This is a genomic window from Streptomyces sp. NPDC089424, from assembly GCF_044749345.1.
Classification (GTDB): Bacteria; Actinomycetota; Actinomycetes; order Streptomycetales; family Streptomycetaceae; genus Streptomyces.
On record NZ_JBIVHU010000002.1, the window covers coordinates 1188958 to 1201870 of the forward strand.

A 12913-nucleotide genomic window follows, 5' to 3' on the forward strand; every position below is an offset into this window, starting at 1 on the left:
CGGTGACCTCGAGGGCGGGTCGGCGTACTACCAGGCGGACGACCGCGCGGTGCTCGCAAGCCGCGCGAGGTCGGGTCCGTCCGGTTCCGTCACCCTTCGCGCTCTCGTCCCGTCCCCGGGATCTCAGGGATTCATCTCGCGAAGGAGATCTCCGTGACCACCAAGCCCGCAGCCGCGGCAGCACGGGCCACCGTGTACGGCTACCCCCGCCAGGGCCGCAACCGGGAGCTGAAGAAGGCGATCGAGGGCTACTGGAAGGGCCGCGTCACCGCCGACGCCCTCCGGTCGACCGCCGCCGAACTGCGCGCCGCCACCTGGCGCCGCCTCGCCGGGGCCGGCGTCCACGACGTGCCGAGCGGCGACTTCTCGTACTACGACCACGTGCTCGACACGACCGTCATGGTCGGCGCGATCCCCGACCGGCACCGGGAGGCCGTCGCGGCCGACGCGCTCGACGGGTACTTCGCCATGGCGCGGGGCACGCAGGACGTCGCGCCGCTGGAGATGACCAAGTGGTTCGACACCAACTACCACTACCTGGTGCCCGAACTGGGCCCGGACACCGTCTTCGCAGCCGACGCCTCGAAGCAGGTCGCGGAGTTCGAGGAAGCCCGCGCGCTGGGGCTGACGGCCCGTCCGGTCCTCGTCGGACCCGTGACGTACCTGCTGCTCGCCAAGCCCGCGCCGGGCGCCCCCGCGGACTTCGAACCGCTCACGCTGCTGGACCGGCTGCTGCCGGTGTACGCCGAGGTCCTCGCCGACCTGCGCGCGGCGGGCGCCGAGTGGGTGCAGCTCGACGAGCCCGCCCTCGTCCAGGACCGCACCCCGGCCGACCTGAACGCCGCCGAACGGACCTACCGCGAACTCGGCGCCCTCACCGACCGGCCGCAACTCCTCGTGGCCTCGTACTTCGACCGGCTCGGCGACGCCCTGCCGGTCCTGGCCAGGTCCCCCGTCGAGGGACTCGCGCTGGACTTCACCGGGGCCGGCGCGGCCAACCTCGACGCCCTGGCGGCCGTCGGCGGACTGCCCGGCAAGCGCCTGGTCGCCGGTGTGGTCGACGGGCGCAACATCTGGGCCGCCGACCTGGAGAAGTCCCTCGCCACCCTCGGCACCCTGCTGGGCCTCGCCGACCGGGTCGACGTGGCCGCCTCCTGCTCGCTGCTGCACGTGCCGCTCGACACGGGCCTGGAGCGGGACGTCGAGCCGCAGATCCTGCGCTGGCTCGCGTTCGCGCAGCAGAAGACCGCCGAGATCGTCACCCTCGCCAAGGGCCTCGCCCAGGGCACCGCCGCGATCACCGCCGAACTGGCCGCCAACCGCGCCGTCCTGGCCTCCCGCGCGAGCTCGCCGATCACCCGGGACCCGGCGGTCCGCGCCCGCGCCGCCGCCGTCACCGAGGCCGACGCCCGCCGCTCCCAGCCGTACCCCGAGCGGGCCGCCGCCCAGCGCGCCCACCTCGGCCTGCCCCTGCTGCCGACCACGACCATCGGCTCCTTCCCGCAGACCGGCGAACTGCGTGCCGCCCGCGCCGATCTGCGGGCCGGCCGGATCGACGACGCCGGGTACGAGGAGCGCATCCGGGCCGAGATCCAGGAGGTCGTCGCCTTCCAGGAGAAGACCGGCCTCGACGTCCTCGTGCACGGCGAGCCCGAACGCAACGACATGGTCCAGTACTTCGCCGAGCGGCTCACCGGCTACCTCGCCACCCAGCACGGCTGGGTCCAGTCCTACGGCACCCGCTACGTCCGCCCGCCGATCCTGGCCGGGGACATCTCCCGCCCCGGGCCGATGACGGTGCGCTGGACGACGTACGCCCAGTCCCTCACCGGCCGCCCGGTCAAGGGCATGCTGACCGGGCCGGTGACCATGCTCGCCTGGTCCTTCGTCCGCGACGACCAGCCCCTCGGCGACACCGCCCGCCAGGTCGCCCTCGCGCTGCGCGACGAGGTGAACGACCTGGAGGCGGCCGGTACCTCGGTCATCCAGGTCGACGAACCGGCGCTGCGCGAGACCCTCCCGCTGCGCTCCGTGGACCACGCCGCCTACCTGGCCTGGGCGACGGAGGCATTCCGGCTCACCACCGCCGGCGTACGCCCGGACACCCAGATCCACACCCACATGTGCTACGCCGAGTTCGGGGACATCGTCCAGGCCATCGACGACCTCGACGCGGACGTCATCAGCCTGGAGGCCGCCCGCTCGCACATGCAGGTCGCACGGGAGCTGGCCGCGCACGGCTACCCGCGCGAGGCCGGGCCGGGTGTCTACGACATCCACTCCCCGCGCGTCCCGGGCGCCGGCGAGGCCGCGGAACTGCTGCGCACCGGCCTGAAGGCCATTCCGGCCGAACGGCTGTGGGTCAACCCCGACTGCGGTCTGAAGACCCGGGGCTGGCCCGAGACCCGCGCGTCGCTGGAGAACCTGGTGGCCGCGGCCCGCACGGTCCGGGCGGAGCTGTCGGCCTCCTGATCCCGCCGTGCCGAAGAGGCCGGGGCGTCGGTGGCGCCCCGGCCTGCGGGAGGCGGTTCAGGTCGCGGTCGCCTCGGCCGCCGCGCGTCCCGCCGTGCGGCCGGAGAACAGGCAGCCGCCGAGGAACGTGCCCTCCAGCGAGCGGTAACCGTGGACTCCTCCGCCGCCGAAACCGGCGACCTCACCGGCCGCGTACAGGCCGGGGACCGGGGTGCCGGAGGCGTTCAGGACGCGGCCGGACAGGTCGGTCTGGAGGCCGCCCAGGGTCTTGCGGGTCAGGATGTTGAGCCGCACGGCGATCAGCGGCCCGGCGGCCGGGTCCAGGATCCGGTGCGCGGACGCGGTGCGGCTGAGCGTGTCCCCGGGATAGGCGAGCGCGTTGCGGATGCCCATGACCTGGACGTCCTTGGTGTAGGGGTTGGCGATCTCGCGGTCGCGGGCCTCGATCTGCCGCCGGAGGTCGGCAAGCCGGATCAGGTTCTCGCCCGTCAGCCCGTTCATTCCCGCCACCAGCTGCGGCAGGGTCTCGGCGACGACGAAGTCCTCGCCCCGCTCCTTGAACCGCTCGATGGGCTCCGGGGTCTGCCAGATGCGTGACAGCAGCTGCCAGACGTTCTTCTCGGTGAGGTCCGGGTTCTGTTCGGAGCCGGAGAGGGCGAACTCCTTCGCGATGATCTTCTGTGTGGTGACGAACCAGGAGTAGTCGTATCCGCTGTCGGTGATCGACTTGAGGGTGTGCAGGGTGTCGTAGCCAGGGATGTCGGGGCTGGAGAACCGCTTGCCGGTGGCGTCGAACCACAGGGAGGACGGCCCGGGCAGGATGCGGATGCCGTGGCCGGGCCAGATGGGGTCGTAGTTCTTGAGGCCCTCGGTGTAGTGCCACATCCGGTCGGGGTTGACGATCCGTCCGCCGGCCCGCTCGGTGATGGCGAGCATCCGCCCGTCCACGTGCGCGGGCACTCCGGTGATCATGGACTTGGGCGGGGTGCCGAGGCGGGCGGGCCAGTTCCGGCGAACGAGGTCGTGGTCGGCGCCGATGCCGCCGGAGGTCACGATCACGACCGGCGCGCGCAGTTCGAAGTCGCCGATCACCACGCGGGAGCTGGGCTTGCCGCGGGCGGCGTCGCTCGGCTCCAGGACCGCGCCGCGTACCCCGGTGACGGCGCCGTTCGTGACCACCAGCTCGTCCACCCGGTGACGGAACCTGAAGGCGACCCGGCCGTTCTGCGCGGCGGCCCGCACCTTCTTCTCGAAGGGTTCGACGACGGCGGGTCCGGTGCCCCAGGTGACGTGGAAGCGCGGCACCGAGTTGCCGTGGCCGTCGGCGAGGCCGCCGCCCCGCTCGGCCCAGCCGACGATCGGGAACCACTGCACTCCGAGCCCCGACAGCCAGGACCGCTTCTCCCCGGCGGCGAAGTCGACGTATGCCTCGGCCCACCGGTACGCCCAGTGGTCCTGGCCCTCCGGATCGTCGGTCCCGCGGTCGAATCCGGCCGTGCCCAGCCAGTCCTGCCAGGCGAGTTCGCGGGAGTCCTTGATGCCCATCAGCCGCTGCTCGTGGGAGTCCACGAGGAACAGGCCGCCGAACGACCAGAACGCCTGTCCGCCGAGGCCGGTCCCGGGTTCCTGGTCGAGCAGCAGCACCTTGCGTCCGGCCGCGGCCAGTTCGGCCGTGGCGACCAGCCCGGCCAGACCGTGGCCGACGACGATGGCGTCCGCGTCCGACGCGGCGGAGGCGGCGTACGCCGGGGTCGCGGCCTGGGCCAGGGCGGCGCCGGCGAGCACGCCGCCCGCCACGGTCAGGGCATGGCGGCGGGTGATCGGGGCCGGTGATGACGAGTGCTCCATGGGCTGCCTTCCAATGGGGGTGAGGAGGGGGCCGGAGAGGTGCGGGATGCTGCTGCGAGAGCAGGGGTTACCGACGGTAGATCAGGGAGTACGCGGACCACCAGAGTCGTGCGCCGCTCAACTGCCTGTGTGCATAGGCGAGTTGACCTGTCCAGCCGGTGAGCGGTCGGCGGCGACGGGGGACGGGGCCTCGTGCGGGGCGTTCACGGCAGCAGCGTGATGTGCGGTACGCCGGTGCGGGGATCCTCGGTCACCTCGGCGTCGACGCGGTAGACGTCGGCGAGGAGTCCGGGCGTGAGGACCTCCGCGGGCGGCCCGGTGGTCACCACGCGGCCGCCGTCCATGACGCAGAGGCGGTCGCAGAAGGCGGCGGCGAGGTTGAGGTCGTGCAGGGCGACGACGGCGGTGACGCCGAGCCGGCGCACGAGGCGCAGCGTGTCCAACTGGTGGCGCAGGTCCAGGTGGTTGGTCGGCTCGTCCAGCACCATCGTGCCGGCCCGCTGGGCGAGCGCGCGGGCGATCAGCACCCGCTGCTTCTCACCGCCCGACAGCCGGCTGAAGGGGGCCTGCGCGAGGCCCTCGGCGTCGACCTCGCCCAGTGCGGCCATGATGACGGCGCGGTCGCCGGCGTCGTCGCCCTCGAAGACCCGCTTGTGCGGGGTGCGTCCCATGGCCGCCACGTCGTACACCGAGAGCTCGAACTCCCCGGCCGACTCCTGCAGAACGGCCGCGAGTCGCCGCGCGAGGCTCCTGCCCGGCATCCGCCGGACGTCCTCGCCGTCCAGCAGCACCCGCCCCGAGGTGGGGCGCAGCGCCCGGTAGACCGTGCGCAACAGGGTGGACTTCCCGGCGCCGTTGGGGCCCACGAGGCCCACCACCTCGCGCGGCGCCACGTCCAGCGACGCCCGGTCCACCAGTGCCCGGCCGTCCACGACGACCGAGACGTCCCGCACGGCCAGCGCGCCGGGCGCCGCCGCGGCCGGGGTGGCGGGCTCGGCCGCGAGTGTCCTCGTCATGCCGTCCTCCGACGCATCAGCCACAGGAAGAAGGGGCCGCCGACCAGGGCGGTGAGGATGCCCACGGGGATCTCCTCCGGGTTCATCACGGTGCGTGCCACCAGATCGGCGGCGATCAGGAAGGCCGCGCCGAGCAGTGCCGCCGCGGGCAGCGCGCGGCGGTGGTCGGCGCCGACGAGCAGCCGCACGACATGGGGCATGATCAGTCCGACGAAGCCGATCTGGCCGCTGACCGCGACGATCGTGCCGATCATCACGGCGACCAGGGTGAACAGCGCCGCGCGGAAACGGTGGACGTCCAGGCCGAGCGCGACGGCCGCCTCCTCCCCCGCGAGCAGCAGGTTGAGGGACCGGCAGACGCCCAGCAGGACGGCCGTGCCCATCAGGACGGCGCCGACGGGGATCCACACCACCGTCCAGGTGGTGCCGGCGAGACCGCCGAGCATCCAGCGCAGGGCCGACTGCGTCTTGTGCGGATCGCCGGAGGTCACCACCAGGAAACTGGCGAGCGCGGAGAGCACCTCGGCCGTCGCCACGCCCGCCAGCACCAGCCGCACGGTCGTCATCCGACCGCCGGACCGGGCCAGGAAGTAGACGGCGACGAGTGCGGCCAGCGCGCCGAGGAACGCGGCGACCGGCAGTGAGAACACGCCGAACAGGGTGAGGTGGAAGACGACGACCAGCACCGCGCCGACGGAGGCGCCCGACGACACACCCAGCAGCATCGGATCGGCGAGGGGGTTGCGCACCAGCGCCTGGAGCGCCGTGCCGCACACCGCGAGGCCCGCGCCCACGACACCGGCGAGCAGGACCCTGGGCAGCCGTACGTCGACGACGATCGTCTCGCGGACCGGGGTCCAGGTGGGGTCGGCCAGGGCGGGATGCACCCGGTTGAGCAGGATGCCCCAGACCTGGTCGGCCGGGACGCTGATGGAACCCGCGGCGATCCCGAAGGTGGCCGCGAGCACCACCAGCGCGGCCAGCAGCATCAGGACGAGGGGGTAGGGAAGCCGGGTGCCGCGCCGGACGGCGTCCGTCCCGGCCGGCTTTCGCGTGCCTGCCTGCGCGGTGGCGCTCTCGTCGGTCACGCCCGCGGCATCGGCCGTGCCGCTCACTTGAAGCGGTCCGGGTGGAGCTGGCGGGCCAGGGAGTCCACGCCGGCCGGCACCCGCACGCCGAGCACGGTGGACGACAGCGGCAGTACCGCGAACCGCTTGTTCCTGATGGCGGGCACGTCCTTCAGCGCCGGGCTGGCCAGTAGGAACTTCTTCTTGTCCGCGACCGGCTGATCGCCGTAGTCGTAGATCACGACGACCTCGGGCGCCCGCTCGGCGACCTGCTCGAACGACACGTCGCCGAACGCCTTGTCCAGGTCGGCGAAGACGTTCACCCCGCCCGCGCGTTCGATCATCTCGTTTCCGATGCCGGCGCCGCCCGCGGTGAAGGCGGTCTTGTCGCCGCTGTCGTAGACGAAGAGCTCGACCGGGGTGACCCCGGCGAGTTCGTCCTCGACCGTGTCCAGGGTGGTGTGGAGCTTCTTCAGCTCCGCCTCCGCGCGGTCCGGCACCCCGAAGATCTTGGCCACGTTGCGGATCTCCTGGTCCATCGTGGCCATGGTCACGGGTCCGGACGGGCATTCCTCCACGTTCAGGTAGGAGTTGATGCCCGCCTTGGACAAGGCGTCACGGCTGCGGCCCTCCTTCTCGTCGAAGGTGCTGGCGAACCCGCCGTAGGCGAAGTCGGGTTCGGCGGCCAGCAGCGTCTCGAACGACGGGTACTCCTCCGCGACGACCTCGATGCCGTCGTAGGCGTCCTGGTACTCGGGGAGGATGCTGTCGTCGAGGTAGGCCGTGCCCACCATCGACCTCTCCAGACCGAGCGCCAGCATGACCTCGGTGGCGTGCTGGTTCAGCGACACGGCCCGCCGCGGGGGCCGCTGATACGTCGTCTCCACCCCGCAGTTGGACAGCGTGACCGGGAAGCCCTCGGCCGCGGGGCCCGCCTGCGCGGCGTCGTCCCGGGTGGAGCCGCCACCGCAGCCGGACATCAGCAGGGCCGCGGCGGCGGTGGCCGACAGCAGGGACAGCGGGCGCTTGCCCATCATGGAGGGTCCTCTCACCGGAGGGGGAACAGGGAACGCGGAACGGTCAGGACGGACGGGGTCCGGGACACGGCCGGGAACGGCGGAGGGCGGCCGCGAACGGTCCGACCGGAGGTGGGGTGTGGGCGTCGGCGCGGTCAGGCCGCCGGTCCGGGAGCCGGCGTCGCCCCGGACCGGGCGGGCCCGGGCGGGGTGAAGACGTGGAGCTCCAGGATGTCCGGCAGCGCCACGAGGCCGGGGCCGCCCGCGCGCACCCAGGCGGCGACGTCCTCCGTCGCGGCCGGGTCGTTGACCAGGCCGAACCAGACCGGCCGGCCACCGGCGGCGCGCCCCTCGGACGAGGGCCGCACGACGACCACGTTCGCCTGGTCGCACGCGTCGAGGCAGTCCGTGACGAGGACGGGGGCGTCCTCGGCGAGCCGCGCGGTCTGCGCCGCGTGGTCCACCCCGGTCACCTTGGGGCTGCCGCAGCAGCAGTCACGGCACACGACGACCCGGCACGGCACCGAACATTCCGGCGACGTCTCGACAGGCATCACGACATACCCTCCTCCCCGGGGAAATCCGCCCCGGTCACGTCGAGGAGGCGACCGCGTGAGTCTCCTGGCTCTCGGGTCAGTGCTCGTCCCGGCCTTCCCACCCGCATCCGGGCAGTGGTTCGTTCGGGATCCGCTCGCCGATCACAGTGGCGGGACCGCGCCGGATTCACACCGGCTTCCTCGTTCCGCCGTCGCCTTTTCGCGGGACATCATGTCAGACGGGCCAGTCATCTCATACGCCGGCGGCGACGCCGGGCAGGGTGAGGTGGTGCACACGACCGGCGGGCGGCATGCGCAACGCGCCGCCCCGTCGCATCGACCGGGCGGCGCGTTGCGCGCTGTTGGGGGGGAGCCGGGGGTCAGCTGACCGGCGGCATGTCACTGGGACGTGAGTCGAGGCCCGCGCGGCGGTTGACCCACGAACCGCGCGTGAAGTCGGGCACGGCGACCGGACGGCCGCCCGCCGCGAGGGACTTGACGCTCAGCGGCACCGGGGAGCACCAGGCGGCGGCGTCGTACACGTCCATGTCGGGGACGAGTCCGGCGCGCATCTGCTGGACGGTGCGCCACTGCAGGACGTAGTCCATGCCGCCGTGCCCGCCGTTGTTGGCGGCGTCGTCACCGATCTTCTGCCAGAGCCAGTGGTCGAACTCCTTGAGGTACGCGTCGAACGACCGCCAGGTGTGGCCGCTGTGATCGGGCTCCACGTAGATGCGGCCGCCGCCGGCGGAGGTGACCCCGGCGTAGTCCTCGAAGATGCCGCGGCTGCCGGCCAGCGAGTTGATACGGCTGTACGGCCGCGGCGAGCTGACCTCGTGCTCGGCGCGGACGACCCGGCCCTGGGCGGTGTCGATCAGGCAGGTGACCAGGTCACCGTTGATGTAGGTCTCCTTCCAGCTCGGGTGGGAACGCGGCACGAAGCGGGCGCGGTAGTCGGCGAGGCCCCTGGGCTCGGTGGCGGTGGCGCGCAGCGTCGTGAAGCGGTCGCCACGGTTGATGTCCATCGCGGCGGCGATCGGGGCGAGTCCGTGCATGGCGTAGAAGGACGCGGTGCTGCGGGTGTGCCACAGCCGCCGCCAGGAGTCGGTGTAGTACGTGTCGGAGAAGAGCAGCTCGCGCAGGTCGTGCAGATAGCCGCCGTGGCCGTTGGTGACGTCGCCGAAGAGGCCGTCGTGGGCCATCTTGAGCATCGCCAGCTCGTTGCGGCCGTAGCTGCAGTTCTCGGACAGGAACAGGTGCCGCCGGGTCCGCTCGCTGGTGTCGACGAGGTCCCACAGCTCGTGCAGCTCGGTGGCGACGGGCAGTTCGACGATGGCGTGCCTGCCGGACAGCAGGGCGGCGCGGCCCTGCTCGTAGTGGAACTCCCAGGGAGTGGCGACGTAGACGAGGTCGATGTCCTCACGGCGCAGCATGCGGGCGTAGGCGTCGGCCGAGCCGCCGTACTCGGCGGGGCGGGGCCGTCCCTCGGCGACCAGTTTGTCGGCGGTTCGCCGGGCGCGCTCGGGGCGGATGTCGCACACGGCGGTCACCGTGCACCCGGGGACGGCGGCCCATCCCGAGGCCATGCCGTTGCCCCGGTTGCCGAGGCCGATCAGGGCGACGCGGACCGTGCGGTACGGGTCGAAGGGGACGTTGACCATCGACTTCTGACCGTGCCGCCGGGCCGGAGGGGCGTCGGCGGCAGGAGGGGCGGGGGCGGCGCCCGGTGCGGCGGCGGCCGTGGTGCCGAGCCCCGCGACGACGGCGCCGGAGGCCAGGGCCCCGCCCATGAGAGTACGGCGTGAGACAGCAGGGATTTCATGCATGACGCTGAACGCTCCCTTGTGGGTGGCCGACAGCTCTTGTTGCCGAACGACTTTGGCGAGCGGACGACGGAGTGTCAATAGGTGCTCGAAGAGAGGCTGTTGCGAGCAGAAATGAGCATCCAGCTGTCACGGGGGTGAGGGTGGAGCCGATCAGGCCCGCGGCGAGGCCTGCTGCTCCGCCTCGCCGAAGCGGGCCAGGGCGAGGGCGCCCGCGATGGAGGCGGCGAAACCGGCGACGGCCAGCGGTGCGAGGCCGTGGCGGGTGGTGTCGCCCAGCCAGACGATGCCGAACAGGGCGGGCCAGACTGTCTCCCCGATGACCATCGCCGCCGTGGCGGAGGTGACAGAACCGGACTGGAGGGCTTCGATCAGGAGCAGATAGCCGGTGATGCCGGAGAGGACCACGGCGTACACCGACGGGTCGGCGAGCAGGCCGGGCAGCGACAGTTCCGGCATCAGCCGGGCCCCGACGGCCGTCACGCCGAAGCTGATCCCGGCGAGGCCGCCGAGGACGGCCGCGCGGTGGCGCACGTCGCGCAGACGCGGGGTCAGCGCCCAGCTCACCAGGGCCAGCCCCACCGAGCCCACCAGGACCGCGAGCCGCATCCTCATGTCGCCGTCCCCGCCGGTCTCCCGGCCGGCCGCGATCGCCATCACCGCGAGCCCGCCGCACACCGCGACGACGGCGGCCCACTCCACCCGTCGCAGGCGGATGCGCAGCACGAACGCCGAGACGATCGCCGTCACGGCCAGCGCCCCGGCGACCGCCGCCTCGACGAGGAAGAGCGGGACCGAGCGCAGGGAGACCAGTTCGGCGCCGAAGCCCAGCGTGTCGAGGGCGACCCCGACGACGAACGGCCACTGCCAGGTGGCCCGCACGGCCGCGCCGGCGCCCCCGCCGGCCACCCTGCGCGCACCGAGCGCCTGGAACACGGTCGCCGTTCCCATGAAGAGGGCGGCGCACAGCGCGAACAGCAGCCCGAGTCCCATGACCGCAGGCTAATGCGCCGAGCGCGCGTGACCTCGGAGGACAACCCCCCGTGGTGTCGCCCCCGCCGGGTCCGGCCCGGGCTCCTGCGGCGCGTCCGCGCCACGGCGCTCGAATCCGGCCTGCACGCCGGAACAGACCCGGCACCGACGGCGAGGGCCAGGCCGCTGCGGCAATCCCGGCACGGCCGGACCGAGCCACCGCGGCGAACCCGACCCGCAGCGGGTGCCGCGCCCGATCTCCGGCCCTACGGCGGGCCCGCGCCGCCGCAACAGACCCGCGGCGCCGCACCATCCCACCGAAGCCCTACCCGCACCGAGTGCCTTGTCGCTGCGGCTAACCAGGCACGACGGGACCGCGCCGCCGCGGCGCACACCGGCACCCCCACCGCCGCAGTGCGCTCCGGCACCCGCAGACGCGGCGGACCCCGCACGACGGGACCGGGACGCCATTGCGTACACCGGCACCCCCACATGCGGCGGCTGCGGCGGGGCCCCGTTGCTCAGAAGGCGTCCTCCGTCTCGCCCTCCAGGAACGTCCCCAGTACCTCGATGTCCGCGATCCGGGAGGGGTCCACCCGGTAGGGGTCGTCGCCGAGGACGACGAGGTCGGCACGCTTGCCCGGGGCGATGCTGCCCGCGTCGGACTCCCAGTGGCAGGCGTGGGCGGCGTCCACGGTGTAGGCCCGCAGGGCCTCGTCCACGGTGATTGACTCCTCGGGGCCGATGGCGAGGCCCGACTCCGAGGCCCGTTCGACCATGAACTGGACCGCCCGCAGCGGCGCACCGTCGGCGACCGGCCGGTCCGAGCTTCCCGCCACCCGGACGCCGTGGTCGAGGAAGCCCCGGCCGCGGTAGAGCCAGCCGGCCCTGTCCTCCCCCATGACCGTGGCGTAGTCGTCCCCGTAGTAGCGCAGGAAGTTCGGCTGGACGACGACGGTGACCCCGAGCGCGGCCAGCCGGGGCAGCTGGTCCGGGCGGACCAGGCCCGCGTGTTCGATGCGGTGGCGCGCCTCGGGGCGTGGCAGCAGGCGCTGCGCCCGCTCCAGGGCGTCCAGGGCGACGTCGACCGCGCGGTCCCCGATGGCGTGGATCGCCAGCTGCCAGCCGGCGCGGTGCCCGGCGACGATGGTCTCCTCCAACTCCTCGGGGGAGGCCTGGAGTTGCCCGGAGGTGCTGGTCCCCCGGTAGGGGCTCGTCAGTGCCGCCGTACGGGCCATCATCCCCCCGTCGGTGAAGATCTTCAGGGCACCCAGGGACAGCGCGCCGTCGCCGAAGCCGGTGCGCAGACCGAGGGTGAGGGCGTGGGTCGTGGCGTCCTCGGGGGCGGCGCGTACGGCGTCGAGGGCGTCGGCGGCCACCATGAGCTGTACGCGTACCGGCAGGCGGCCCCTCTCGTGGGCGAGCTGGTAGGCCGCCGCCTCCACCGGGCTGTGGCGGAACAGCCGGGCTCCGACGCCCGCCTCCGCGCAGGCGGTCACGCCTTCGGAGCGGCAGACGCGGGCCGCCCGCTCGATCGCCTCGGCGAGTTCGTCCAGGGAGTGCGGCGGCCGGGTGCGCAGGGCGGCTCCCATGGCGCCCTCGACGAGGAAGCCGTCACGGCTGACCGCCTCGGCGGGCAGTCCGTCGAGGATCGCCGTGTTGACGAGGCAGGCGTGGCCGGAGAGATGGCCCAGATACACCTTGCGGCCTGCGCTGACGGCGTCGAGGTCGGCGGCCGTCAACGGGCGGTCGAGGGTGCGCTGGTCGTAGCCGCCGAAGTCCAGCCACGCCCCGGCCGGCGCCTGGGCGACCGCGTCGGCGACGACGCGGAGCACGTCGTCGGCGCGGGTGCTCGGCGCCACACCGGGGACCGCCGCCTTCAACCCGGCCCAGGCGAGATGGACATGGCTGTCGATGAAGCCCGGCAGCACCACGGCGCCCCCGAGGTCGTGGGTGCGCCGCGCCGGCAGCCCCGCCACCTCCTCGTCGAGACCGACGACGCGACCGCGCCAGATGCCCAGTTCGCGGGCGACCGGGCGGTGCGGATCCATCGTGATGACGCGGGCGTTGGTGATCCTCGACGACAGCAAGGACAACTCCTTTTCGGTTCTCCCAGGCGAAACTGCTGGCACACAGCCCGTACATGTGTTTAGGTAAGGCTAA

At 73.1% G+C, this 12913-nt stretch carries 9 protein-coding genes and 1 riboswitch; of the genes, 1 reads left to right on the top strand and 8 read right to left on the bottom strand.

Annotation, left to right across the window (positions count from 1 at the left end):
* The first annotated feature begins 153 nt into the window (after positions 1-153).
* Positions 154-2472 carry a 5-methyltetrahydropteroyltriglutamate--homocysteine S-methyltransferase gene (metE, locus tag ACIP2X_RS12985; RefSeq protein WP_401671321.1) on the top strand — a complete coding sequence of 773 codons (2319 nt, stop codon included), beginning with the start codon at positions 154-156 and terminating at the stop codon, positions 2470-2472.
* A 57-nt stretch (positions 2473-2529) separates the two neighbouring features.
* On the opposite strand, the gene ACIP2X_RS12990 is transcribed toward metE, so the two are convergent.
* The 8 genes from ACIP2X_RS12990 to ACIP2X_RS13025 form a co-directional block, all read right to left on the bottom strand.
* Positions 2530-4320: an FAD-binding dehydrogenase gene (locus ACIP2X_RS12990; protein ID WP_401671322.1), complete on the bottom strand. Its 1791-nt coding sequence runs from the start codon at positions 4318-4320 to the stop codon at positions 2530-2532.
* A gap of 203 nt (positions 4321-4523) precedes the next feature.
* The gene (locus ACIP2X_RS12995; RefSeq protein WP_401671325.1) at positions 4524-5336 is read right to left on the bottom strand and encodes an ABC transporter ATP-binding protein; all 813 of its coding nucleotides are present in this window, start codon (positions 5334-5336) and stop codon (positions 4524-4526) included.
* Positions 5333-6325, bottom strand: a complete 993-nt coding sequence (locus ACIP2X_RS13000; protein ID WP_401672342.1) for a FecCD family ABC transporter permease — start codon at positions 6323-6325, stop codon at positions 5333-5335. The genes ACIP2X_RS12995 and ACIP2X_RS13000 overlap by 4 nt, the downstream gene beginning before the upstream one ends.
* A 122-nt stretch (positions 6326-6447) precedes the next feature.
* The gene (locus tag ACIP2X_RS13005; RefSeq protein ID WP_401671327.1) at positions 6448-7440 is read right to left on the bottom strand and encodes an ABC transporter substrate-binding protein; all 993 of its coding nucleotides are present in this window, start codon (positions 7438-7440) and stop codon (positions 6448-6450) included.
* A gap of 134 nt (positions 7441-7574) precedes the next feature.
* Positions 7575-7973, bottom strand: a complete 399-nt coding sequence (locus ACIP2X_RS13010; protein ID WP_401671330.1) for a (2Fe-2S) ferredoxin domain-containing protein — start codon at positions 7971-7973, stop codon at positions 7575-7577.
* Between the two features lie 39 nt (positions 7974-8012).
* A riboswitch (cobalamin riboswitch) is annotated at positions 8013-8203 on the bottom strand.
* Positions 8204-8335: 132 nt separating this feature from the next.
* On the bottom strand, positions 8336-9781 hold the full coding sequence (locus ACIP2X_RS13015; RefSeq protein WP_401671332.1) for a Gfo/Idh/MocA family protein: 1446 nt from the start codon (positions 9779-9781) through the stop codon (positions 8336-8338).
* 150 nt (positions 9782-9931) lie between these two features.
* On the bottom strand, positions 9932-10771 hold the full coding sequence (locus ACIP2X_RS13020) for a hypothetical protein (RefSeq protein ID WP_401671334.1): 840 nt from the start codon (positions 10769-10771) through the stop codon (positions 9932-9934).
* A 500-nt stretch (positions 10772-11271) separates the two neighbouring features.
* Positions 11272-12840, bottom strand: coding sequence for an amidohydrolase (locus tag ACIP2X_RS13025; protein WP_401671336.1), 1569 nt, complete (start codon positions 12838-12840; stop codon positions 11272-11274).
* Positions 12841-12913 lie beyond the last annotated feature (73 nt).